Below are 24,739 nucleotides of genomic sequence, written 5' to 3' on the forward strand. Positions count from 1 at the left end.
ATAGTGGAAACGATAACAAAAGACAAGTCCAAAGACCTGTCTTTCCTGTCTAATCAATAACTGCTCCATTTGTAGCAATCACTTTTTTATACCAGTCAAAGGATTTTTTCTTAGAACGTTTGAGACTGCCCTTGCCTTCATTGTCTCGATCAACATAGATAAAGCCATAGCGCTTTTTCATCTCTCCAGTTCCAGCAGAAACCAAGTCTATGCAACCCCAGGTGGTATAGCCCATGAGTTCTACCCCGTCCTCAACAATGGCATCACGCATGGCTGCAATGTGTTGACGGAGGTAATCAATGCGGTAATCATCTGCTACATAGCCATTTTCATCCGGTGTATCAACAGCACCAAGACCATTTTCTACGATAAACATCGGTTTTTGATATCGATCCCAAATAGCATTGAGGGTAATGCGAAGACCAAGCGGATCAATCTGCCAACCCCACTCTGATGCTTTTAAATAAGGATTTTTAATAGAAGCAAAGATGTTCCCTGCTGTCTGTTCTTGGACGGCGGGGTCACCAGAAGCAACACGACTAGAATAGTAAGAGAAGGAGATAAAGTCAACTGTATGTTCTTGGAGCAAAGCTAAGTCTTCTTCTGTCATCTCTAGTTCAATACCTGCACGCTCCCATTTCTTCTTAGCATAGTTTGGATAGTAGCCACGCGCCTGCACATCTATAAAGAAATAATTTTCACGGTCTTCTTTCATTGCTTCCCAATAATCACGTGGATGGGCAGTATGTGGATAATACTGACCGGCTGCCAACATACAACCAACCTTATTTTCTGGGTCAATCTCATGGGCCAATTTGGTAGCAATTGCTGACGCAACAAGTTCATGGTGAGCTGCTTGATATTTGACCTGTTCTACATTTTCACCCTCTTCAAAATAGAGGCCTGCTCCCATAAATGGAGCATGGAGAATCATGTTGATTTCATTGAAAGTGAGCCAGTGTGTTACCAACCCCTTGTAGCGCGTAAAGAGGGTACGACAGAGACGCTCGTAAAATTCCAACATCTCACGGTTACGCCAGCCACCGTAAGTCTCAATCAAGTGCATAGGGCAATCAAAATGGGTGATGGTGACCAAGGGCTCAATCCCATATTTATGGCATTCCTTGAACAAGTCTTCGTAGAATTGAAGACCTTTTTCATTTGGCTCTAACTCATCTCCTTTCGGAAAAATCCGTGACCAAGCAATTGATAAACGATATGTTTTAAAACCCATCTCACCAAAGAGAGCAATATCTTCCTTGAAATGGTGGTACATATCAATAGACTCCTTAGCTGGATAAAAGTAACCATCCTCGAAGTTGAACATCTTTCGCTTTCCTGCAATAATTGGAAAACGTTCTGGACCGATTGGTACTACATCCACATTGGCAAGACCACGCCCATCTACATCATAGGCACCTTCACATTGGTTGGCCGCTGTTGCACCACCCCATAAAAATCCTTCTGGAAATACTTTTGTTTCTGTCATGTTGTCTCCTTTGCTTTATCATAAATGGTTAAGTTTTTTATAAAAATCTTCTCTTTAGAAATCGTAAACCTTAAAGTCATGGGCAGAATCAATCAATTTTTCAAATATCATTTGCCCTTTTTCTACCTCCACTGTCAGTTGACAGATAGCACAATTGGATAAGAAGACTCCTGGTGGAAATGGTACCTCCAAAATCTGTACTAAGCCCCAAATAGCAGCACCGTGACTAACCATGAGAATGGGATCAGCAGAATCAAGCTTTGCCACCGATAGAATAGCTTCTTTGACCCGTTTTCCAACCGCACGAATATCCTCTCCACCAAACGGTACCAAGAGATTTTCAAAAGAACGAGCTCCCGGACGATGCTTTGGAAGAAGCTCTTCTTCTCGTGCTTCAAAAATACCAAAGTTCATCTCTTTCAGCTCCTTAAGCTGTTTGTAGGGAGCATTTGTTACCAGTTTTAGCGTATCGGTCGCCCGTTCCTGAGTTGAAGAGTAAGCCGACTGAAATACAATCCCTCGTTCAGCAAAATACTGAGCAACCGCTTGAGCTTGAGCAATTCCCTTTTCAGTCAAGGGAGAATCTGACCAACCCTGAACACGTTTCTGTGTATTGAATAAGGTCTCACCGTGGCGCATTAAATAAATTGTTTTTGCCATAAAATCTAAACCTCCTAATCCTTTAAAATGCTTGCTCCGTTGCTAGCAATAACATCCTTGTACCAGAAAAAAGAGTCCTTACGAGAACGGTTGAAACTACCATTTCCTTGATCATCTGCATCTACATAGATAAAACCATAGCGCTTAGACATTTCACTGGTTGAAGCAGAAACAAGGTCAATACAGCCCCAAGGAGTATAGCCCATGAGTTCTACGCCATCTTCGATAGCTTCGTACATTTGCTTGACGTGTTTTTCAAGATAATCAATACGATATTGGTCATGAATAGAGCCGTCCACCTCAACCGTGTCAAGTGCCCCCAGACCATTTTCCACAATAAAAAGAGGAACCTGGTAACGGTCATATAACTTGTTTAGAGTCACACGTAGTCCGACTGGATCAATCTGCCAGCCCCAATCTGATGCTTCCAGATAAGGATTTGCTTCACCTAGTATCAAGTTTCCTGCTGTTGCTTTTTGCTCAGGAGTCTGGTTATTGGGGTGACGAGTCACAGAGGTCATGTAGTAAGAAAAACTCATAAAATCCACAGGATACTGTTTCAAAATAGCTTCATCACCCGATTCAAATTGCACCTGAATATTATTTTCTTTGAAGAAGCGCTTCATATAGCGGGGATACTGACCACGGATCTGAACATCTGAATAAAAAAGATTACTCTGATCCTTTTGAATAGCATGAAGGATGTCATCAGGATGACAGGTGGCCGGATAAGCTTCCATACGTGCCAACATGCAACCAACCTTGTTTTCAGGGTCAATTTCGTGAGCCGCTTTTGTTGCTAAACTTGAAGCGATAAATTGATGATGAACAGCTTGATACATCTCATCCAAATGTAATTGTCCATCCTCAAATAGCAGCCCTCCAGACAAGTAACCGGTCATCCCAAGAATATTGATTTCATTGAAAGTCAGCCAGTACTTGACTTTCCCCCTGTAACGCTTAAAGACCGTCTCTGCATAGTGAACAAAGAAGTCGATAACCTTACGATTTTTCCAACCACCATATTCTTTGACTAGATGAATAGGAAATTCATAGTGAGATAGAGTAACCAAGGGTTCGATACCGTATTTATTGAGTTCGTCAAAGACGGCATCATAGAAAGCTAATCCTTCTTCATTAGGTTCAAATTCATCACCATTTGGAAAAATACGTGACCAGGCGATGGATAGACGGAAGGTTTTGAAGCCCATTTCTGCAAAGAGCGCAATATCTTCCTTATAGCGATGGTAAAAATCAGAACCCCATCGTTTTGGATAAAGCCCTTCCTTATCATTTAAGGCAAAATCCAGATGTTCACGAGTCATAGGAGTTGTAAATTCGCCTCCCATGGTTTTACGCTCTTGCGGTGCTACTGCTCGGGAAGTATCAGATGTTGCAGGACCACGACCACCTAGGTTCCAACCACCTTCATACTGGTTGGCCGCCGTTGCACCACCCCAAAGAAATCCTTTTGGAAATCGTTTTTCTGTCATTGCTTATCTCCTTTTATACTGTTAATTCGATTTGTACGCCATCAAATCCCAAGACGCACGACTCATAATAACCATCTCCAGTGACTCGCGGGCCACTGAGAAGTGGGTAACCTGCTGCCACAAGTCGCTCTGTCAATTCATCCACAGCTTCCTCACTTCCTAGACTAAAGGCTAGATGAATAAGACCGAGATGATTGAGTTGGCTTGGTTTGTCCACCACGTCATCCCTGGTCATAATTTCCAGACGAGCTCCGTCTGCAAAGATTAGAAAATAGGATTTGAAACTGGTTTTCTGATTATGGTAGAGCTGATTGGATGTAGCATTAAAATAGGTCTCAAAGAAATGCCGCATTCCTTCCAGATCCTGTGTATAGATAGCCACATGTTCTATTTTCACACTCTTCTCCTCTCTTAAAGAAAAACGGCAAGCTGCCGTCTTTCCTATTCCACATCCTCACCATTGCTTGCAATGACTTTCTTGTACCAGTAGAATGAATCTTTTGGTGTTCGATTAAGTGTACCATTTCCAGCATCATCCATATCCACGTAGATAAAGCCGTAGCGTTTCCGCATTTCACCTGTTCCTGCTGACACTAGGTCGATACAGCCCCATGTAGTGTAGGCAATCAAGTCCACACCGTTAGCAATAGCGGCTGCCATAGCCTTGATATGAGCACGATGATAGTCGATTCGATATTGGTCATGGATAGAACCATCCTCTTCAACTGTGTCCAAAGCTCCTAGGCCATTTTCCACAATCATGACTGGAATTTCATAGCGATCATAGATTTTCTCAAGATAATACTGGAGACCTTTCGGATCCTGAGCCCAACCCCAATCTGAGTAAGTCAAGTAAGGATTTTTTGCTCCCATCGAAAAATTACCGGATACCGTATCTTCTACTTTATGGGTCGTCACAATCGTTGACATATAGTAGGAGAAGGTATACATGTCTACCTTACCTTCTGCAAGAAGTTCTAGGTCCCCTTCCTCCATTTGGACGACTACATTGTGCTCACTCCAGAGACGAGTAGCGTAGGTTCCATAGCGGCCTTTGGCTTGAACATCACTACAATAATAGATATTTTGCTCCCACTTGTGCTGATTTTCCAAGATGTCAGCTGGATCACAAGTTCCTGGATAGAAGGTGATACCGCAGATCATATTCCCAAATTGATAGCTTGGATCAATCTCATGTCCCAACTTTACTGCCTTAGCCGAGGCTATAAACTGGTGATGTAAATGCTGGTAAGCTTCTTGATAATCTGCATCCTGAGCTTCCCCGAACATATCCAGAAACATGATGGTATTATTGATTTCATTGAAGGTAATCCAGTATTTGACCAAACCTTTATACTCTTTAAAAATCGTCTCTGCATAACGCACATAGAAATCTACCAGTTTTCGGTTGGTCCAGCCTCCGTAACGCATTTCTAAAGAGAGTGGTGTATCAAAATGCCAGATAGAAACAAGTGGTTCAATACCGTACTTGTGACATTCTTCAAAGACTGAACGATAAAAATCAAGCCCTGCCTGGTTGGGTTTTGCATCATCACCGTTTGGAAAAATCCTAGCCCAAGAAATGGACAAACGAAAGACAGAGTAGCCCATCTCTGCAAATAGCTTGATGTCTTCCTTATAGCGATGATAAAAATCAACCGCCTTATGATTGGGATAATAATGATCTTCCAAAATCGCATACTCTGCACCTTCCGGTAAATGTCCCCCCATGTGCCCCATTGAAGCATATTTACCCGGCTTGCCTTCCTTGTCAATATAGGTTGTATAACGTGGACTAGATACGCTACCACCTGTTGTTACATCTGTCTGCACAAGACCTCGACCATCTACATTGTAAGCACCCTCGGCTTGGTTGGCAGCGATGGCGCCACCCCAGAGGAAATTCTTTGGAAATTTTGACATGATTATTACTCCCTTTTTATTTTCTAATGCTATTTGAGTGAAATCACCTTATCTACAAAAACGAATCCGAAGACCAACTCCGCTGCACTCCAACATTTGAGTAGCAAGCTAAATCCTTCACAGAAGTTTTTCTCAAGCAGATAGTTTGGAACGATATAAGGTAATTTTTGAAGAATATAAATATAGTATAAACTGATTTGTAATCCCTTTCTTCTAAAATAATATGTTATAATGATACTATCCTACGAATGAGAGATAGATATGCAAAATTATTTGAGCGATCAAGAATTTAAACATGCCATCAATTATGATAGCCAACTTTTGCCCTATAAGTTCTACCATACTAGTGTTATAGACGGTCTGCCAGATGTTCTATTTCATTGGCACAATGAATTTGAAATCAACTATGTTTATGGTGGAAGTGCTCGCTATCATATTGATTATGATTATTTTAATAGTCAGGCTGGAGATATTATCCTAGTTCGTCCAAATGCTCCTCATTCTATCCATCCTATAGAGGGACGCGGTCATGAAACAGCTACTTTCTTGTTTCATCTGGATATGCTGGGTACCTCGCAATCAGACAAAACAAACATGCTCTACTTCCAACCCTTACAAACGGATATTTTTAAATGCAAGCCTCGCATCCAACCTCATCAACCAGGCTACAGAGATATCAAATACTGCCTGATTTCTATTTTTGAGTTAGTTAAACATCAGCCACCCTATTTTGAACTACCCCTTAAGAGTAGATTGTTTGATCTCTTTTATCTGCTCTATCGCCATCATTACATTATTCGGAAAAATACCGATGATATGTATCGCAAGAATGAGAAACTACGAGAATTGATTGAGTACATCCAACAACATTATGACGAACCGTTACACATTGGGCAACTAGCGGAAATGATGGGCTACAGTAAAACTCATTTTATGGCTGTTTTCAAGCAACAGACAGGCACTTCTTGTTTGGAGTTTATCATTCAGGTTCGACTGCGAGCTGCAACAGAATTGCTGAACAATAGTCTCAAGCCAGTGGTCGAGATAGCCAATCAAGTTGGCTTTAACAATCTATCTAACTTCAACCGACAATTCAAACATTACTACCATACAACACCTAGCAACTACCGCAAGCAATTACGAAAAAATAGGGTTTATAGCCAAGTAAATCCAATTGATAAATAAGGAGAAACTGATGATTACCATGCACCTTTACTATACTGGTTCTGAAGGAAATGCGCGTGCCTTTGCCATGGAAATGGAAAGTTCTGGCATTGCAGACAGAATTCGCCAACAAGTTGGCAATAGCCGCTACCAATACTTTTCGCCCCTTGATGATCCCACGAGTATCTTGCTAGTTGACAGTTGGGATAATCAGGCAGCTCTTGACAGCCATCATGCTTCAGATATGATGCAAGAGATTATGAAGTTAAGAGAAAAGTATGGCCTGACCGTGCGCGCTGAACGGTACCTGTCTGATCAGGAAGGCATTCCCGAAAGTGACAAAAAATATCATACTGAGTAAGAGGAAAGGCTGGGAATAGACCCAGCTTTTTACTTGAACTTGTTTCTTTCTTATTCCTTATATTTCTCATCAATGACCGAACTAAACCAACGGCCATTAAGGACTGTCTTGTTAAGCTCATCCTTCACTTCGTTTGGTAGAGTCATATCAGCATCCATCTTCTTCAAAATATCTTCAGCAGTTTCCTTATCGCTAGATGGTTTTATGATAGCTTTTTTAGTATCTGCATCCATACTCAGAACTTCTTGACCGGAAGCTGTCCAAACAGGCCATTTCTCCAAATTTCCACCATTAGGATCACCATTTGCAACGAAGAATTTGAGATAAGTCTTAAAATCAGCACTGAGTGCTTGTGCTCCCTCTGACTCAAAGTCTTTTTCAATAAAACGGGTATAGTTGGATGGTTTTTGTAACAGAGGCTCAAAGACGCCATGGAAGGCTCCAAGAAAAGCTGCTGTTGTTGGAGTTATTGTTGCATTATCTCCATAAGAAATCTGACCGATGTAGATGGGAGACCGGTATCTTCCCTTCATAACACGAGCGCTTTCCATAGTATTTGAAAGCCGATAAAGCTGGCTTCCATAGGTCTCCGTATAGGTAAATTCCTTCCTCTTTTCCTCATCTTTGAAGAGACTACCATCAGAAAAAGAAGCGGAAAAGCGCTTATCAAAAGCAGAAAAGAGTGAAAATTCACTGGTTCCAGTCACAAGAAGCAAGGGAACATCATTATAAGTTTTGGTGTCAAACCCCTCTTTGGGAATGACTGTGCCATCTTTAAATAAATGAGGGAATACTGACATACGGATACCTGCGTTCCCCATCAATGGTGCCAAACGAGCTGCCGAAAGGCTGTAGAGATAATCTTGAACTTCTTGATCACTGCTCAACAGCCAATCCTTTGCCGCAACTTCATCTGCTTTTTTACCATCCTCAACTACCAACGGTGCTAAGGCTTTCGCAAAAACTTCCTGACTAGTGGCTTCATCTGCCAATGTCATACCCCCGCTGTAAGAAATTGCCTTGTGATATTTTCCTTTAAACAGTGGAGAAATAAGGGTTGCCATAACATCACGCCCACCGGCTGAAAAGCCTGTCAAGGTGACATTATTCTTGTCACCTCCAAAAACTTCAATATTTTCCTGCACCCAATCCAAAGCTGCTGCAATATCTAGAAGGCTGTAATTGCCAGAGTTCTCCAAGTCTGTTCCAGTCTTCAAAGCCACTAAGGGATTGAAACCAAGAGCACCCAAGCGATAGTTGACAGAAACGTAGATAGCATTCATATCCTTGACAAATGTATTACCTCTAATTTCCTGAGCGTGGCCAGTTTGGTTATTACCCCCATGCAGGAAAACAACAACTGGTAAGTTGACTGCTGTCGAATCCGGTCTAACCACATCCAAATTGAGAGCAGTCTCTGAACCAACGACCTCTCCATTGCTAAATTGGATGAACTTCTCGCCTGCTACCGTCGCATCGAAAGTACCATTCCAGCTTTCAACAGGTTGAGGTTCTTTCCATCTTAAATCACCAACCGGTGCTGCTGCATAGGGAAGACCCAACCATTCCAAAACACCATTTTCCTTGTCTTGATTTCCCTTTATTTTCCCGCTAGTAATCGTCTGAGTTGTATCATTTTTAAATCGAGTTACCCTTTCTTTGTCAGTTTGATCACAAGCTACCAAAAATAGTAGCAAACACAAACTGAGCCATCTTAATAGTTTCCTTTTCATATTGGAACACTCCCTTCTAAAATTTCATCTAGCGACGGATTACAACTTTCAATAAAGAAGGCTTCACTACCGTCAGCTTCTATGAATCGACACAAAGAAAAGGAGCTGGGGAGTGATTTCCCTAGCCCCTTTTAATGGTTGTTCAAATCTTGGGTTCTGTTTTATTTAACCGTCGTCAATAGGTAATCCCCTCTTTTCACCTGAGATTCTTGTGTGAATAAAACATCTGTGTAGTCAGCTGTATTAGCCACAATGATTGGAGTGATGATAGGCAGACCTGCTCTACGAATCAAATCCATATCAAAGGAAGAGAGTTTTTGCCCGGCTTCCACTCTATCTCCGACTTCAACAAAGTTGTCAAAACCTTTACCGTTAAGTGAAACAGTATCCATACCGATATGAATCAGGAGTTCTGCACCATTTTCCGTACGAAGTCCAATCGCATGTCCTGTTGGGAAAACAAGGGTGACCTCTGCATTTGTTGGAGCATAGACTACACCTTCTGTTGGTTCAACGGCAATACCATTCCCTAGAGCACCTGAAGCAAAAACTTCATCTGGTACATCAGCAAGGGGAACTACCTTACCTGTCAAAGGACTACCAATAATTTCTTGTTTGATTTTCTTTAATGTTGGAACAGACTCCGCCGGAGTCTCCTCTACTTTTTTTCAGTCGGTCCTCCATATAGATAAGGAACTGGAAGAGCCATTTGGATAGCAAAAGCAAGAACAACAGCCGTTATTGTCAAGGCAATCGCAGCAATCATACCTGACATATCTCCATTTGCTGGGTTAACCAATGAAGGATAGAGGAAGACTCCCAGACCACCAACAGAGTAACCAACAACATTAAAGAACATCATGGCAGCTCCAATAACACCTGAAACCGCACATGAGATGAAGAATGGAGTTTTCATTGGAAGTGTCACACCGTAAATAGCTGGTTCAGTTACACCGAAAAACGATGAGATGAGTGCTGGTGCCGCCACTGTTTTTACTTTCTGCTCCTTGGATTTCAATATGATAGCTGCCAGAACACCCGTTTGTGTAAAGTTTGGTAAAAGCGCCGGTACAAGGATAGCAGACATTCCTGCTGTTGTTGTCTGCAAGATTGCCAAAGGTACAACTGCCCAATGCAAGCCAAACATAACTAGCACCTGCCACGCTGCTCCAAGAATCAACCCATAAAGAACTGGATTGAAGTTCATGATAGCAGTAAAAGTATTAGATAAAGCATCAGACAAAAGATTAGCTACTGGGCCAACAACTAGGAAGGTCAGTGGGACAGTAAGCAAAATAGTCACAAATGGAACTACAAATAGCTTTACAACATCCGGCGTAATCTTACGCATATATCTTTCAATTAGTGACGCAACCCAAGTCGCTAAGATAGCAGGCATAACGGTCGACAAATAACTTCCTGAGCTAGGTAGAGCAAATGGAATACCAAAGACATCGTTCAGTCCTGCTTTGGTCAAACCCGCAAGAGTTCCTGGTAAAGTTGGATAGATTAGAGCCATACCAATTGCTAGGGCAGTAAATTCATTCATCTTGAACTTACGTGCTGATGTCAAGGCAACTAATAATGGCAGGTATTGGAAAAAACCGTCTCCTGCGGTCTCTAAAATTGCATAAACAGCACTATTGTCACTTGCTAGCCCTTTAGAGGCCATGATGGCGACAATCCCCTTGATGATACCAGCTGCCGCAAGAGGTCCCAGAAAGGCCTGGAAAATTCCTGAAAGCAAATCAATAAAACGATCAAATAAGTTACCTTTTGGAACATCACCTTCATCAATATCCAAGCTACCACTACCAGATATGCCTGCAACTTTTTGTACAGCTGCATAGACATCTGGTACATGGTTGCCAATCACTACTTGATACTGGCCTCCTGCCTGAACAACAGTTACCACTCCGTCGCGTGCTTTGAGATAATCCGTGTCCGCCTTACTTTCGTCTTTCAAACCAAAACGGAGGCGAGTGACACAGTGTTTAAGGCTACTGATATTCTCTTTACCTCCGACATGGGCTACAATGTCTGTAGCCAAATCTGTATAATCCTTTGCCATTTTTCGGCTCCTTTCTTTTCTGGAAAAACAGAAAAACCTAAACATACACCAAACACCACCTCTTGGTTCGCACCAAAAAGAGCATCTCGTATATATTTAGGTTTTGCCTGCTTACCAGTAACAATCCTTTTACTAACATCATCATAACACATCGCAAATAAAATTGCAAGCGTTTTCTGTTTGTTTTTTTTATTTTTTTAACTTGTTTTTAAACGTTGGATATGAATCGTTAAATAGACTTGCTCATCCTTGGACATTTCAAAGTGGTAAACTTGTGCAATGCACTTACGTATTTTAGTAGTACAAGCAAAAGAGTCTGGATAATTAGCCTTGACCTGCTCATAAAGAAAAGTATCATTTTGCCCCTCTACAACACCATTTGCAACCCGTTGAGCAAAATACTGGACATGGGTCACGAAACGATGGTAACTGGTATCTTCTTCATAGTCCACACAGCCAAAATGTAGGCGCACAATGTCCAAAATCTGCGTAACAATCTTGCTGATGACTTGAGTGCCTTTTCCCAAAGTGCCATTTTTCTGAGCATTGATGAGATGAAGAGCAATTGAAGAGGCTTCCCCCTTGCCTAACTCTAAATGCAAGCTTTCCTTAACTAGTTGTAAGGCAGTTAATCCAATTTGGTATTCTTGTGGATAAAATTTACGAACCTCCCATGCAAGAGGATTTTCAATCGTCACTCCTTCACGACAGCGTTGAAAAACAAAATGTAGATGATCCGCCAAAGCCAAATAGAGAGACAAGTCAAACTGAACTTTTAGAACCTTCTCTGCCTCACTGATAATGGCATTGACAACCTCTATCTCACCATTATCCATTTGCAGATATAGTGTTGATAAATCGGATTGCTGGTAATCGTTTTGTAACACGAAAGTTTTCTCAATCTTACTGGTGTCCAAATCCTCACCAGTCTTTTTCTGAAATCCCAAACCTTTTCCCATCACAATCAATTCCCGTCCATGTTGATCTATGGCTTGGACTACATTATTGTTGTATACCTTGTCAATCTGCATTTATTTTCACCACCTACCTAACCGATAAAAAAGAACCTAAACTCACAACAAAGAAGACTGTTTCCAGACTATTTGCTATCAGTTTAGGTTTTGCCTGTTTATCAGTAACAATCCTATTGCTATTATATCATAATGAAAACGTTTTTTCAATCATTTCTTGATAGATTTTGAATAGTAATAAAGACAGATATCAGAACGTAGACAAACCATTAAAATGTAATAACTTTTGGAAACCTACCATAATGTTGTTTACATTTCAACTCTTAGAAACGCTATTATTCGACGTTTCTGGGAGTTTTTGGCTGTTGACTGCAAAGAAAGAGATTGAAGAACTTGTCCAAAATGGACTTTGTCTTCAATCTGAGACCATTGCTTATACCAACCCTTGTTCTTCTTTGTAGAGTTTTTCATCATACATTTTGATGAATGGGAAATAAACAAGGAAGGCTACCAGAGCACATACTAGTGCCACTACTGCTGCACGCCAGTCACCACCTGTACCAATAAAGGCACCTATACCTGCTGGTGATGGCCATGGCATTTGAGCGACTACTGGATTACATAATCCTAGCTTAATTGCAAAATAACCTACCGTTGCAGAGGCCATCGGAGCAAGGAAGAAGGGAATGGCTAGAGCTGGGTTATAAATGATGGGTAATCCAAAGATGATAGGTTCATTGATGTTGAAAATAGCCGGAGCAATGGAGGCTCTACCAAGCATTTTTAACTGCTCTGCTTTAGACATATAGGCTAGGTAGATAATCAAACCTAGGGTGGCACCTGATCCTCCCATAGTAACAAACATATTGCTAAATTCCCCCGCAAGTGGAATTGCAGCTCCATTGTTATTGGCAGCCATATTAACAAGAGCGATTGGGGTTACGAAAGCAAAGATAATATTGGCACCATGAATGCCCACAATCCAAAGCGATTGCACAAGGAAGTAGATCACCATCAGACCCAGCCAAGAATTTGTAATATTCGCAACGAAACCAAATGGAATAGCAACAACTTGAAAGATGTCCGTACCAAGTGCAATGAAGATACCATTGATAATGAGAACTGCAAATGCAACAACAAAAGCTGGAATCAAGGCGGTAAAACCACGAGATACTCCTTCAGGAACAGAATCTGGCATTTTTACCACCCAGTTTTTCGCAACACACAAACGATAAAGTTGAACAGCAAGTACTGCCATAATAATCGCTGTAAAAATACCAATTGAACCCAGACGATTTACACCTGAACCACCGATTGCCCAACCATTAACAATCGTTGCTTTCGCATCATTTACAAGGGAAATTGCTCCATCTTTGAACACCAATTGTGGTAAGGTCATGAAGAATGCAAACATAGATAGAAGGGCACCGTTAAGAGGACTCAAATTCAAATTATCCTCTTCTGCGTAGATTTTTGTGAATTCATAGCCAAGTGCTAGGTTGAAGTAGAGGGCCAAAATTCCCATCGTTGCCCCATTTGCTAACATGTAAAGGTCTGAAAACTTTGCAAATGTATTATTGAAGAAATTTACAAAAGCAGGATGCGAGAAAGTCAGTGGCAAAATATTAAATACCAAAAACATTGAGCCCACGATTGTAAATGGAATACTTGCCATACCTGCTGCAGTAATGGCCCGAACGAATTTATATTGGGATATTTTTCCCATTGGCCCCATGAGGTACTTTTCTAAAAATTCAAACATAATTTTCTCCTTTTATTTTGTCTTCATATTTACAAGATACTGTTGGATACGATAGTATTGTTTGTCCACACCTTGACGGATTTTGTTCAACTTCTGGAGAATAGCAACAGCCAGTCCCAATCCCAATAATAAAATCACTAACAGACTAACTCTGACTTGCTCTGAGTTTGCTAGGAAAGGATAGAAGTACTGATAGTGATTAACAAGGAGCAGAAAGAGCATAAAAGTATTTGTAATAATAATTATTTGATACAACAAACGTGTTCTTGATGCCTCCCTTTGCTCAGTTGTGAACATGCGGCTCTGCTCCCATACACCTAGCAGTGCAACACAGGTAAGAATTGCCGGTAATAGTACAGCTAAATTCATGGAAGAAACAATAAAAGACATAACCCAGTAAAGATTGATGAAAAATAGTGTAACGGTAGCATAGCGGATAAAGAAATAGCGACCGTAGTACATGCTTTTCAAAACATTTTCTTGCCGATACTCTTCTAGTTTCTTGTACTCTTTTTTCCGCATATTCTTCACTTCCTTTTAATTGATTCGTTTATATAGTTCAAGCATTTCTAGGGCAACCTCGCGCAAGGTCATCGTTGTCATCAAGTGATCTTGAGCATGGACCATGATAATCTCCATTTTAATCTCAATACCGCTTGCGTAGTCTTGAAGCAATTTTGTCTGAGCATGATGAGCTTCCACTAGTTCAGCATTAGCAACTTCTAATTTGTTGCTAGCCATGTCATAATCTCCCACACGCATTGCTGCAAAAGCTTCATGAACCTCTGTACGCGCAGTTCCACTGTGCAAGATAATCTGAAAGGCTGCAACTTGTAGTTCTTCCTGGTTCATTTCCTTCCCCCGATTTTCAAAAATAATTCTTTAAATTCTTCAAAAGACTGACAGGCTACCATCGCCTGTTGCAAATCTTTTTCTTCCAATAATTCAACAATTTGTGAGGTCAATTGTCCCATTCCTTCATTCTCATATATGGACGGTGATGGCAGGAAAATTAGCTGTATATTCCTAGCTTGTACATCCCAAATAACTCCCTTAGATACTAAGGCCACAGCAATCTTATGCTGTCTAGCAATCGGTTTAATCGGATGCGGTACCGCAATTCGATTACTAAAGACAATCGAACTCATTTGTTCGCGTTGTTCTACGTATTCTAAAAGAAGGTCTACAAAACCGTTCTCCTCACCTTTAGAGAGAACTCTTGCTAACTGAGTCAAGACTCCTACCTTATCTGCCTCCTCCAGGAGAATGAAACAATCTTCTGAAAAATAGTTATCAAATAATTGCTTCATATCTGGAATTTGCTTCGGTTCGCATTGTCGAGACGGCCGCGATAGAAAGCGTAATTGCTTAACAGACTGCTTAATCTTTCTAGCCTCATCAGAAGTAAAAAAGACACTGACCGTAAAGACTGGGATACTAAAGACAAGATTGGACAAGTCAATCGAAGAGATAATAAAATCAATGTTCTCTAAGCGTTCGCCACTCAGATCATAGTAGCCAATAACGTCTTCGATATGAACCATATTTCCCAATTCATGTTTGATCCGATTTCGCAAAAGCTGAGCACTCCCGTACCCAGTTGCACAGATAACTAAAATATGATATTTTTGCGTCTCTTTCAACCGCTCCATAGCTGCCATAAAATGCAAGGCTACATAAGCAACCTCATCATCGGAAATCTGATATTCAGAAAAGACCGGCATGCCTTGCATGATATTCCTAGTCATTTCAAACACTTGATTATACCGCTGACGAACTTCTTCTCTCAGTGGATTTTCAAAATGTACCTTAGTCTGCAACCGCACCAACATAGTTGTCAGATGCGTCACAACTCCCTCCAGTAGTTGGGAATCCCATTGAAATTGATATTCTTTCGAACTTGGGGAACTTTCTAAGGCCATGATCAACTCTTCTCGGAGACGTTGGTCATCATCCATACGTTTGCATCCAGCAACGGTACTTCCTTTAGACACAAAGTGCAGAGTGATATAATCTGTCTCTTCTTTTGGACAACAGATACCGGTTGCCTTATAGATTCGATCTAAAATATTCTGAGCTACTTCTTGTTCAGTACGATACAATTCAGAGTTTAACTCTTGAATCGGGCTCATTTGAAAGCCTTCTTGGATACGCCGTAAAGCTAAAGCAATATGAAGAACTAAATTTTGAATGACAAAATCAGATAACTTCAATTTGGCTTCACGACACTCATCTAGGACAATCAAGGTCAACTCTTCTAGGCTAATCACCGACTGGGTCATAGCACCATCAATATAGTTATGGATACTTTTAAAAAAATTATCTCGAAAGAAATAATCCATGATGAACCGTCGTTTGTCACGCTCTTCACCAGAGATATAAACACCTTTGTTGGCCTTACTCTCAATCATCAGATGATAATATTCCAAATCCTTGCGGATTTTTTTAAATTCATGAGATAGAGTTGAACGACTGATAAATAACTCCTCTGCCAAATCATCAAAGTACAGCTCTGCCTGCTCGAACAACAATTTATTTAAGATATAATTGTAACGATCGTAACTATCATTAAAAACAGAGGTTGGTTTTGTTTCTTCCATAAATTGTTGAACAGCTTTATTATCCCTAACCTCTAAACGATAGCCATGCCCTTGCTTGGAGCTAATCGCTACGCCATCATATAATGAATCTTCTAAACGCTCGGCAAGGTGTTTCAAATAGGTTCTAACTGTTCTATCTGAACAAGATAAGTGCTCCGCTAACTCTTTACTCGTTGTGTAAGAATCTCGTTGTTCCATCAGATAGCGAAGAATCTGTCGTTCTTTTTGACTGAGCATAGATAGCCTCCAAATTTGTTGATGTCCCTATTGTAACATCTACTAACTGTTCCTTATCCGATGTTTTCAGTAATCAAAGTAGCCATTTTTTCAATTCCCATTGGAATTGGAATATAAGCTTGCGGAGGAATTTGTGTAATTGATTTCCCAGCTTTTTGAGCAGCCTCCTCAAATTGCTTGTAGTACATTTTTGTCTGAGGACTCACTAAGTACAAGTCAAAATCTCCATTTGTGATTGCTTTTCCTCCTTCTGTCACATTGATAGCATCTACTTCAATATTAACTCCTTGACTCTTAAATAGCTCAGTCGTTTTCTTTGCCATCAGTGAAGATGACATCCCTGCAGCACAGATAATGAGCGCTTTTGCCATATTGTTTCTCCTTTTATTTGATAATCATATTGTAAAAGAAAACGTTATCATTTTCCATACTAACTTTTTCCTTAGCACAACGGAAAGAATTGAGATGACTCTAAGACCTCCAAAAAGACAAGCTCCATGAAAAGAACTACTTATGGTGAACAATATAAAAAGCTATATACTGTTCTTATACGGTAGGTCTTTTCACTTTGCCTGTCTTTTTCTGTTTTATTTATATTTCAATTTATAAATGAAGATGATACCCGATAAAATAAAGGATACCCCATTAGCTAATATTAGAGCTAAATCTCCTATTGTCACCCCATGAATGAACCATAATCCAATTCCAGCAACTGACATGCTATACATTCCCAGAGAGATAGACTCTGTATCCTTCGTTTTGACGACCTTAATAACTTGAGGTAAAAAACCAAAGGTTGTCAAACAAGCTGCTATAAATCCAATCATAGTACTTCCTCACTTCTGCGTATTGGTAAACAGTCTTAACATACTTTACCCAAAGATACCACTTATCTTTATTTCCTTAAACTATGAAAAAAGCCCTGCTAAAATCAGGGCTAGCAAATACCTAGGCATAAAAAGACGATTTCACAAAGCCGAATTCTACTTTTCCCATTGATAGCCTTTCTTTAACCTTGCTCATTCATTCTAGTCAAAAGCTACCATATATTTCCCTTCAAAATATTACGGAACTATTCTATTGCTGCTCCATTCGTCGCAATGACTTCCTTGTACCAAGCGAATGATTTTTTGGGAATTCGGGCATAGGTCCCTTGACCCGCATCGTCTTTGTCAACGTAGATAAATCCATAGCGTTTGCGCATTTCACCTGTTCCAGCAGATACAAGATCAATGCAGCCCCAAGGGGTATAGCCCATCAAGTCCACACCGTCTTCCACAACAGCTTTCTTCATCTCCGCAATATGAGCAGCTAAGTAGTCAATGCGATAATCATCGTGGATCACACCATCTTTTCCTACTTGGTCGATGGCTCCAAAGCCATTTTCAACAATAAAGAGTGGCAGATGGTACATATCTGTAAACCAATTTAAGGCATAGCGAAGCCCCTCAGGATCAATTTGCCAATCCCATTCAGATGCTCTTACGTATTCATTTCTAACTAAATCCTCTGTTTCAAGGTAGTCGTAATAAGGGTTTTCTCTGTGATAGCTGATGGCAAATGACATATAGTAGCTAAAGCCAATATAGTCTACACAACCCTCCAACAAATCAGCCTTGTCAGCCTCTGTTACATCCAACTCAAAACCCTTTCGTTTCCAATACTTAAGGATATGGCCTGGATAAAAGCCATGGACATGTACATCTGTAAAATAATAACGCTTTTGCATTGCTTTTTGAGCTAGCAAAACATCCTTCGGATTACAGGTCGCAGGGTAAATAGGACACATAGCAATCATGCATCCAATTTGGAAGTTTGGATTGATTTCGTGACCCAGCTTTACTGCACGGGCAGATGCAACTAGCTCATAGTGAGCAGCTTGATACATGATTTCTTCACGATTATCCCCTTCTTGATAAACAATTCCTGAGTTGGTAAAAGGTGCAAAATCTTCTTGATAATTGGCCTGATTATTGATTTCATTAAAAGTCATCCAATATTTCACTTTATTTTTATAGCGTTTGAAGACGACCTCAGCAAAACGAACAAAAAAATCAATTAACTTTCGATTTTTCCAACCACCATATTCTGTTACGAGATGATAGGGCATTTCAAAGTGAGAGAGTGTGATAACAGGCTCAATGCCATATTTCAAACACTCATCAAACAGGTCATCATAAAATTGTAAGCCAGCTTCATTCGGTTCGTGTTCATCTCCTTTCGGAAAAATCCGTGTCCAAGCAATAGACGTGCGAAAACACTTGAACCCCAGCTCTGCAAAGAGAGCCACATCCTCCTTATACCGATGATAAAAATCAATCGCTTCATGATTTGGATAGTATTTTCCCCCCAAAACTCCTGGAGTGATTTCACGTGCAATGCCGTGCTTTCCTGCTGTCATAACATCAGCTACACTAATTCCTTTACCACCAGCCTGCCAGCCACCTTCCAATTGGTGAGCGGCAACTGCTCCTCCCCATAGAAAATCATCTTTGAATGTAGACATAATCTATCCTCCTGATAATGATACTCTCATTATACAGACTTCCTTACAAAATGTTGATAGCGTTTTCTTCCTTACCACTCCGGAAATACTTAATAACGTTTCTCAGCCACTCAATTCAAGATGAAAGGAAGGCTAGTCCAATAGTCCCAATTTTTCAAAGGCATTAAAGAGACCATCCTGCTCGACATCATCCGTGATAATATCAGCCATGGCTAAGATTTCAGAACCGCCATTTCCCATGGCTACTCCGACTGCACAGTATTCAAGCATGGGAATGTCAATCTTTGCATCTCCAAAAGCAATAGTATCTGCCTGACTGGCACCCAAGTGAGCTAGCAAAATACCAATCGCATTCCCTTTGTCAATCCCTTTGACACCTAAATCACCAAATAGAGCTGTCTCTCCTCTTCCACCCCATGTATTAGCAACCAACTGTGGAAAAGCTTCTTTGGAATCCAGGTGGTCTTGATAAGAATCGAGAACAAAACTAATTTTATTTAAATCGGCCCGATACAACTCTCCATTAAAGATGATTCCGTGCAGGACATCCTCAACTTCTTGATCAGCTACTTCTTCAGCGGTTTTGCCTTTATTCATAGCATAAATCTTCATCGTTTCTCTGGCTCGTTTTCGGAAGTTCTCACTTGCAAAGAGTCCATTGTTACTCTCTAAATAAAATTCTAGCCCTCGCTCATGTAGCCAGTCCACGACAGCTTTTGCATCTTCCTTAGAAATCAGTTGATGCAAGATAACCTGCCCTCGATGTTCTACATAAGAACCATTCCCACCAATCATTCCATCCAGACCGATTTCCCAGAGTTCAGGCTGCATTTCTGCTCGACTGCGACCTGTGCAAGCATAAACTAGGTGCCCATTTTGACGCGCCTGCTGAATAGCATTTTTTGCGGAGTCTGGAATTCGGTTATGATAATCAACCAATGTCCCATCCACATCTAAAAAGACAATCTTACGCATACTCTTTCTCCTCTTTGTTTACTCATAGGTTTATTATAATCCGTTTTTCGTCATAAAAACAGGCGTAAAGTGTGAAAGATTGATACTATTATCTGATATTCTAAAAAAGAAAGCCCCTACGGACTTTCTTCTTACTTATCTTATTTACGTCTTGGTGGGTTGTGAATTGCTACGCCAAGCACATCAAGGAAGGCTTCATACATAACTTCTGAGAAGGTCGGGTGCCCATGAATAGAAGCTGCCACATCATCTACTGTCAACTCAGATTCCATGATTGTCGCTGCTTCGTTAATCATTTCAGCAGCAACTGGACCGATGATGTGAACACCGAGGATTTCGTGGTATTTCTTGTCAGCGATAACTTTTACAAAGCCATGTGCTTCATTAGAAGCAATAGCACGACCGTTACCAGTAAAGCTGTTGCGACCGATAAGAATATTGTCTTTACCATACTTCTCAATCGCTTGCTCTTCTGTCAAACCAACCATTGCAATCTCTGGGTGTGTATAAACCGCTGCGGGAGTATAATCCAGTTTAGCCTTATGGTGGTTACCATGGATAGCATTTTCAGCAGCAACTTCACCCATACGGTAAGCAGCATGTGCTAACATCTTGGTACCATTCACATCACCCGGTGCGTAGATACCCGGAATAGATGTTTCTTGGTAAGCATCAACCTTGATACGACCACGGTCTAGTTCAAGATTCAAGTTCTCAAGACCTGCCAACTGTGGTACACGACCGATAGAAAGAAGAGCTTTTTCAGAAACAACTTCTGAACCATCATTCAACTTGATTGTCAACTGGTTGTTAGCTTCAATGATTTCAGATACACCAACAGAAGTCAAGAACTTCATGCCTTTCTTAGAAAGGACTTTTTGCAATTCAACAGAGACTTCGCGGTCCATACCTGGAATGATACGATCTGCCATCTCAACAACTGTTACTTCAGTACCGTATGAAGCATAAACCAAACCAAGTTCAACACCGACTACACCGCCACCCATAACAGTAAGTGACTTAGGAATTTCACGCAGGTCAAGAATATCATCAGAGGTCAAAACCAATTTAGAATCAATGCCTGGAATATTGATACGAGATACTTTTGAACCTGTTGCAAGAATCACGCTACGTCCCTTGATAACTTTATCGCCAATAACAACTGTTTTATCTGGGTTAACCTGACCAAGACCATTAAAGATGGTCACTTTGTTGGCTTTCAAGAGTCCTTGAACACCACCTGTCAATGTCTTAACCACTGAGTTCTTAAAGTCAACTGTCTTATCCATATCAATAGTATAATTGGTTGAGGCCAAGTTGATACCACGACCGGCTGCAATCTTCAAACCATCAAGAATTTCAGCATTTTTTAGGTAAGTCTTAGTTGGGATACAACCCTTATTCAAACAAGTACCACCAAATTCTGACTTCTCAACAATTGCGATTTTCCCACCCAATTGTGCACCACGAATTGCTGCATAGTAACCGGCAGGACCACCACCAACTACAACCATATCATACTCATCAGCCGCCAACTCAGTCTTAGGCGCTTGTGGAGTTGCTGCGGGAGCCACAGGAACTTCTAAACCTGCTGCTTTCAAGTCTGCTGTTGCTTGTGCAACTTGAGCAGGAGCAGGTGAACTTCCCACTTCAACGCTTTCACCTTCTGCGCCCAGGTAAGCGATGACTTCTGTTACAGGAACAGTTGCACCGTTACCATGAACGATTTTCAAAAGAACACCTGATTCTTCTGCTTCTAATTCCATACTTGTCTTATCAGACATCATTTCCAAAATGACATCACCTTCGTTGACAAAATCACCCTCTTGTTTTTTCCATTCGATGATTTCACCTTCTTGCATGTCTACACCAAGTTTTGGCATAATGACTTCTACTGCCATGATTAAGATACCAAGAGCGAAAAGAAAGCGACTGAAAAATGGGAAATCATAGAAAATCCTGATTTTCTAAACGATTTATCTTTTTTCTGAGCTTTCCGCTCGGATTCAGTTTCTCCCGCTCTAAATCCTTTCTTCAATTTTGTTAAATGCTTCAAAGTTATAGCGGAGCAGACTAGCTCAAACAGAGGACTGCTCAGCTTTATAGTGACAAACTTAAATCAACAACTCCAATGGATTCTCAAGTAAGTTCTTGAGATCAACCATAAATTTAGCACCATTCATGCCATCAACGATACGATGGTCAATTGTCAAGCAAAGCGCCATGATTGGACGAATTTTAATTTCCCCATCAACCACAACCGGTGTCTGGACTGTCGCTGCAACACCTAGAATTGCTGAGTTTGGCTGGTTGATTATTGGGTTAAAAGTCTTGGTACCAAACATCCCCAAGTTAGTAATAGAGAAGGTTGAACCTGACATTTCAGCACCCTTCAATTTGCCAGACTGAGCCTTTTTGATAACATCTTTAGAGGCTACTACAAACTCTGACAAGCTCATCTTGTCGGCACCATGAACAACTGGTACTACAAGGCCTTCATCCAAACCTACAGCGATACCAAGATTGACAAATTTATGCAACTCGATTTCTTGAGCATCGTTGATGAGTGAGGCATTGAGATAGCGGTGCTCCTCCTTCATAAGTGTACGTGTTACTGCAAGACCAATCAAGTCTGTGAAGGTCACTTTCAGACCTGTCTTATTCATGATTGGTTCAAGAACTTGCTTACGAAGAGCCATGAGATTGGTCATGTCAATATCATAATTAAGCGTGAAGGTTGGCGCAGTTAGATAAGAGTGAACCATCCCTTTCGAGATTGCTTTACGCATTGGACTCATCTTGATGATCTCAACACCTTCTGGTAGTTCCTTAGCTGGTGCTGCTTCTGCTTTAGAAGCCGGTGTTGCAGATTCTGCTTCAGCAGCTGGAGCAAGAACAGCAAGTACATCATCTTTTACAATCTTACCATTGACACCTGTACCGACGAGGGTTGACAAGTCAACACCTTTATCTGCTGCAATACGAGCTGCAAGCGGTGTTGCTTTGGGAGCTGCACCTTTGAAGTCTTCAACATCAACTTTGTGAACGCGACCATTCGCTCCAGTTCCTGGAACAAGACCGAGGTCAATTCCTAGGTCACGTGCCAACTTACGAGCTGCTGGAGTTGCACGTACTTTACCACCACCTTGTGGTTTGGACAATACAGGGGCAACGATTATCGGTGTCCGACCTGCCGGTACTTCTTCAAGAGCTGCGGCAGGTTCTACTACTGGCGCTGAAGAACCATCTAACTCTACTGTCTCACCTTCTGCCCCCAAATATGCGATTATTTCCGTAACAGGTACCGTTGCACCGTTACCATGAACAATTTTCAAAAGGACACCTGACTCTTCTGCCTCCAACTCCATGCTGGTCTTGTCAGACATCATTTCCAAAATGACATCACCTTCGTTGACAAAATCGCCCTCTTGTTTTTTCCACTCGATGATTTCACCTTCTTGCATATCTACACCGAGTTTAGGCATAATGATTTCAATAGCCATAATAATGATACAAAGAACATCCAAATGCGACCGAATGTTGGAGGTTTCCCACAGGATGTCTGCCATCCAAAGTGGACCATCTACATTCCGAACATCTGGTTCGTGTTCTAATCCTTTCTTTCAGTTTCTTACGTTTTCAAGGAATCAAACCAAACTTCGTTTCCATTGTCGGGTTCAATTCCTTTCTAACATTCTCAATGGTTGAATAACTCTTACCAACCAGACTCTTTCAAGCAAGGCTAGGACGCTTGTACGTCCTTTTATTCATTTTTTATCCCTTACTTACTTGCTTATAGATTGCCGCCTTAATTTTCTCTACATTTGGCAATACTGCATTTTCAAGAATGTTTGCGTAAGGAACTGGTACATCATCTGAGGCGATACGAATGATTGGCGCATCCAAATAATCAAAGGCCTCGCTTTCTGTGATAATAGATGCAATTTCACCGATGAAACCACCTGTTTTGTAAGCATCGTTCACCAAGATAACCTTACCAGTTTTCTTAACAGATTCGATAATCAATTCTTTATCAAGTGGGATTAGGGTACGTGGATCAACAACTTCTACACTGATTCCTTCTTCAGCCACTTCTTCAGCAGCCTTCAAAACACGTTCCAACATACGACCGTAAGAAACGATTGTCACATCCGTACCTTCACGTTTGATGTCACCCTTACCGAGTGGAATATAAAAATCTGGATCTAAATTAACTTCTTCTTTCTTACCATAAAGAGCTTTTGGTTCCAAAAAGATAACTGGGTTATTGTCAAGGATAGATGATTTTAAAAGTCCTTTAGCGTCGTTAGCTGTACCAGGTGCGACAACCTTGATGCCTGGAATATGAGTCAACCACGCTTCAAGAGATTGTGAATGTTGTGCTGCTGAACCGATACCTGAACCAGAAGCTACACGAAAGGTTACAGGTGTTTTCAAGCCGCCACCAAACATATAATTAGTTTTTGCTGCTTGGTTCACAATCGCATCAAGGGCGATAGTGATGAAGTCCATGAAAGTCAAGTCAACGATTGGACGAAGGCCTGTTTGGGCGGCACCAACCGCAGATCCTGCAATGGCAGCTTCAGAGATTGGTGTATCGCGAACACGCTTTTCACCAAATTCTTCCAACATACCAACTGATGTACCAAAATCGCCACCATAGATGCCGACATCTTCACCCATCAAGAATACTTTTTCATCCTTACGCATTTCTTCGCTTTGAGCCAAGTTAATCGCTTCACGCAAGGCCATTACTTTTGTTTCAGTCATATTTAAGATACCAAGACCGCACAG

General features: G+C 41.0%; 20 protein-coding genes and 1 pseudogene. 2 read left to right on the forward strand and 19 right to left on the reverse strand.

Annotated features, from left to right (window positions below; all coding sequences use genetic code 11):
* Window positions 1-49: 49 nt before the first annotated feature.
* From SR187_RS08045 to SR187_RS08065, 5 genes are read right to left on the reverse strand one after another with little or no spacing between them, the layout of a single operon-like run.
* Window positions 50-1,489, reverse strand: a complete 1,440-nt coding sequence (locus tag SR187_RS08045) for a 6-phospho-beta-glucosidase (RefSeq protein ID WP_120172126.1) — start codon at window positions 1,487-1,489, stop codon at window positions 50-52.
* Between the two features lie 54 nt (window positions 1,490-1,543).
* Window positions 1,544-2,149 (reverse strand): histidine phosphatase family protein, encoded by a 606-nt coding sequence (locus tag SR187_RS08050; protein ID WP_120172128.1) that lies wholly within the window; start codon window positions 2,147-2,149, stop codon window positions 1,544-1,546.
* Window positions 2,150-2,163: 14 nt separating this feature from the next.
* A complete protein-coding gene (locus tag SR187_RS08055) occupies window positions 2,164-3,642 on the reverse strand; it encodes a glycoside hydrolase family 1 protein (protein WP_120172129.1) in 1,479 nt (492 codons plus the stop codon).
* A 13-nt stretch (window positions 3,643-3,655) separates the two neighbouring features.
* The gene (locus SR187_RS08060) at window positions 3,656-4,039 is read right to left on the reverse strand and encodes a VOC family protein (RefSeq protein ID WP_120172131.1); all 384 of its coding nucleotides are present in this window, start codon (window positions 4,037-4,039) and stop codon (window positions 3,656-3,658) included.
* A gap of 44 nt (window positions 4,040-4,083) precedes the next feature.
* On the reverse strand, window positions 4,084-5,565 hold the full coding sequence (locus SR187_RS08065; RefSeq protein WP_120172132.1) for a family 1 glycosylhydrolase: 1,482 nt from the start codon (window positions 5,563-5,565) through the stop codon (window positions 4,084-4,086).
* A gap of 261 nt (window positions 5,566-5,826) precedes the next feature.
* Here SR187_RS08065 and SR187_RS08070 point away from each other — a divergent pair, with 261 nt between their 5' ends.
* On the forward strand, window positions 5,827-6,750 hold the full coding sequence (locus SR187_RS08070) for an AraC family transcriptional regulator (RefSeq protein WP_120172134.1): 924 nt from the start codon (window positions 5,827-5,829) through the stop codon (window positions 6,748-6,750).
* A 10-nt stretch (window positions 6,751-6,760) separates the two neighbouring features.
* Entirely contained in the window at window positions 6,761-7,090 is a 330-nt protein-coding gene (locus tag SR187_RS08075; protein WP_373428197.1) for a putative quinol monooxygenase, read from the forward strand.
* Between the two features lie 50 nt (window positions 7,091-7,140).
* Here the strand turns inward: SR187_RS08075 and SR187_RS08080 are convergent, their stop codons facing one another.
* From SR187_RS08080 to SR187_RS08145, 14 genes and pseudogenes are all read right to left on the reverse strand, one after another.
* Complete coding sequence (locus SR187_RS08080) at window positions 7,141-8,823, reverse strand: carboxylesterase family protein (protein ID WP_120172135.1); 1,683 nt, start codon at window positions 8,821-8,823, stop codon at window positions 7,141-7,143.
* A 161-nt stretch (window positions 8,824-8,984) separates the two neighbouring features.
* Window positions 8,985-10,894 (reverse strand): annotated as a pseudogene (locus tag SR187_RS08085) (beta-glucoside-specific PTS transporter subunit IIABC).
* A 197-nt stretch (window positions 10,895-11,091) separates the two neighbouring features.
* On the reverse strand, window positions 11,092-11,925 hold the full coding sequence (gene licT, locus SR187_RS08090; RefSeq protein WP_120172137.1) for a BglG family transcription antiterminator LicT: 834 nt from the start codon (window positions 11,923-11,925) through the stop codon (window positions 11,092-11,094).
* A 373-nt stretch (window positions 11,926-12,298) separates the two neighbouring features.
* The gene (gene celB, locus SR187_RS08095; RefSeq protein ID WP_120172138.1) at window positions 12,299-13,627 is read right to left on the reverse strand and encodes a PTS cellobiose transporter subunit IIC; all 1,329 of its coding nucleotides are present in this window, start codon (window positions 13,625-13,627) and stop codon (window positions 12,299-12,301) included.
* Between the two features lie 12 nt (window positions 13,628-13,639).
* Complete coding sequence (locus SR187_RS08100; protein ID WP_120172140.1) at window positions 13,640-14,149, reverse strand: hypothetical protein; 510 nt, start codon at window positions 14,147-14,149, stop codon at window positions 13,640-13,642.
* A gap of 15 nt (window positions 14,150-14,164) precedes the next feature.
* Entirely contained in the window at window positions 14,165-14,479 is a 315-nt protein-coding gene (locus SR187_RS08105) for a PTS cellobiose transporter subunit IIA (protein WP_120172142.1), read from the reverse strand.
* Window positions 14,476-16,464 (reverse strand): BglG family transcription antiterminator, encoded by a 1,989-nt coding sequence (locus tag SR187_RS08110; RefSeq protein WP_120172143.1) that lies wholly within the window; start codon window positions 16,462-16,464, stop codon window positions 14,476-14,478. The genes SR187_RS08105 and SR187_RS08110 overlap by 4 nt, the downstream gene beginning before the upstream one ends.
* A 53-nt stretch (window positions 16,465-16,517) precedes the next feature.
* Window positions 16,518-16,835 carry a PTS cellobiose transporter subunit IIB gene (locus tag SR187_RS08115; RefSeq protein WP_120172145.1) on the reverse strand — a complete coding sequence of 106 codons (318 nt, stop codon included), beginning with the start codon at window positions 16,833-16,835 and terminating at the stop codon, window positions 16,518-16,520.
* A 216-nt stretch (window positions 16,836-17,051) separates the two neighbouring features.
* The gene (locus SR187_RS08120) at window positions 17,052-17,291 is read right to left on the reverse strand and encodes a SemiSWEET transporter (RefSeq protein ID WP_120172147.1); all 240 of its coding nucleotides are present in this window, start codon (window positions 17,289-17,291) and stop codon (window positions 17,052-17,054) included.
* A gap of 245 nt (window positions 17,292-17,536) precedes the next feature.
* On the reverse strand, window positions 17,537-18,970 hold the full coding sequence (locus tag SR187_RS08125; protein WP_120172148.1) for a 6-phospho-beta-glucosidase: 1,434 nt from the start codon (window positions 18,968-18,970) through the stop codon (window positions 17,537-17,539).
* Between the two features lie 132 nt (window positions 18,971-19,102).
* The gene (locus SR187_RS08130) at window positions 19,103-19,945 is read right to left on the reverse strand and encodes a Cof-type HAD-IIB family hydrolase (protein ID WP_024533048.1); all 843 of its coding nucleotides are present in this window, start codon (window positions 19,943-19,945) and stop codon (window positions 19,103-19,105) included.
* 140 nt (window positions 19,946-20,085) lie between these two features.
* The gene (lpdA, locus tag SR187_RS08135) at window positions 20,086-21,846 is read right to left on the reverse strand and encodes a dihydrolipoyl dehydrogenase (RefSeq protein WP_120172150.1); all 1,761 of its coding nucleotides are present in this window, start codon (window positions 21,844-21,846) and stop codon (window positions 20,086-20,088) included.
* A gap of 213 nt (window positions 21,847-22,059) precedes the next feature.
* Complete coding sequence (locus tag SR187_RS08140; RefSeq protein WP_120172496.1) at window positions 22,060-23,448, reverse strand: dihydrolipoamide acetyltransferase; 1,389 nt, start codon at window positions 23,446-23,448, stop codon at window positions 22,060-22,062.
* Between the two features lie 271 nt (window positions 23,449-23,719).
* Window positions 23,720-24,715, reverse strand: a complete 996-nt coding sequence (locus SR187_RS08145; protein WP_024531904.1) for an alpha-ketoacid dehydrogenase subunit beta — start codon at window positions 24,713-24,715, stop codon at window positions 23,720-23,722.
* Between the last annotated feature and the right edge of the window lie 24 nt (window positions 24,716-24,739).

It is taken from the genome of Streptococcus ruminantium (assembly GCF_003609975.1).
In the GTDB taxonomy this organism is placed as follows: domain Bacteria; phylum Bacillota; class Bacilli; order Lactobacillales; family Streptococcaceae; genus Streptococcus; species Streptococcus ruminantium.

What these genes read in the sequence shown, in the direction of transcription:
- SR187_RS08045 (WP_120172126.1), bottom strand. Translation starts at nt 1,489, where the DNA reads ATGACAGAAACAAAAGTATTTCCAGAAGGATTTTTATGGGGTGGTGCA.
- SR187_RS08050 (WP_120172128.1), bottom strand. Translation starts at nt 2,149, where the DNA reads ATGGCAAAAACAATTTATTTAATGCGCCACGGTGAGACCTTATTCAAT.
- SR187_RS08055 (WP_120172129.1), bottom strand. Translation starts at nt 3,642, where the DNA reads ATGACAGAAAAACGATTTCCAAAAGGATTTCTTTGGGGTGGTGCAACG.
- SR187_RS08065 (WP_120172132.1), bottom strand. Translation starts at nt 5,565, where the DNA reads ATGTCAAAATTTCCAAAGAATTTCCTCTGGGGTGGCGCCATCGCTGCC.
- SR187_RS08070 (WP_120172134.1), top strand. Translation starts at nt 5,827, where the DNA reads ATGCAAAATTATTTGAGCGATCAAGAATTTAAACATGCCATCAATTAT.
- SR187_RS08075 (WP_373428197.1), top strand. Translation starts at nt 6,761, where the DNA reads ATGATTACCATGCACCTTTACTATACTGGTTCTGAAGGAAATGCGCGT.
- SR187_RS08080 (WP_120172135.1), bottom strand. Translation starts at nt 8,823, where the DNA reads ATGAAAAGGAAACTATTAAGATGGCTCAGTTTGTGTTTGCTACTATTT.
- licT (WP_120172137.1), bottom strand. Translation starts at nt 11,925, where the DNA reads ATGCAGATTGACAAGGTATACAACAATAATGTAGTCCAAGCCATAGAT.
- celB (WP_120172138.1), bottom strand. Translation starts at nt 13,627, where the DNA reads ATGTTTGAATTTTTAGAAAAGTACCTCATGGGGCCAATGGGAAAAATA.
- SR187_RS08100 (WP_120172140.1), bottom strand. Translation starts at nt 14,149, where the DNA reads ATGCGGAAAAAAGAGTACAAGAAACTAGAAGAGTATCGGCAAGAAAAT.
- SR187_RS08105 (WP_120172142.1), bottom strand. Translation starts at nt 14,479, where the DNA reads ATGAACCAGGAAGAACTACAAGTTGCAGCCTTTCAGATTATCTTGCAC.
- SR187_RS08110 (WP_120172143.1), bottom strand. Translation starts at nt 16,464, where the DNA reads ATGCTCAGTCAAAAAGAACGACAGATTCTTCGCTATCTGATGGAACAA.
- SR187_RS08115 (WP_120172145.1), bottom strand. Translation starts at nt 16,835, where the DNA reads ATGGCAAAAGCGCTCATTATCTGTGCTGCAGGGATGTCATCTTCACTG.
- SR187_RS08120 (WP_120172147.1), bottom strand. Translation starts at nt 17,291, where the DNA reads ATGATTGGATTTATAGCAGCTTGTTTGACAACCTTTGGTTTTTTACCT.
- SR187_RS08125 (WP_120172148.1), bottom strand. Translation starts at nt 18,970, where the DNA reads ATGTCTACATTCAAAGATGATTTTCTATGGGGAGGAGCAGTTGCCGCT.
- SR187_RS08130 (WP_024533048.1), bottom strand. Translation starts at nt 19,945, where the DNA reads ATGCGTAAGATTGTCTTTTTAGATGTGGATGGGACATTGGTTGATTAT.
- lpdA (WP_120172150.1), bottom strand. Translation starts at nt 21,846, where the DNA reads ATGGCAGTAGAAGTCATTATGCCAAAACTTGGTGTAGACATGCAAGAA.
- SR187_RS08140 (WP_120172496.1), bottom strand. Translation starts at nt 23,448, where the DNA reads ATGGCTATTGAAATCATTATGCCTAAACTCGGTGTAGATATGCAAGAA.
- SR187_RS08145 (WP_024531904.1), bottom strand. Translation starts at nt 24,715, where the DNA reads ATGACTGAAACAAAAGTAATGGCCTTGCGTGAAGCGATTAACTTGGCT.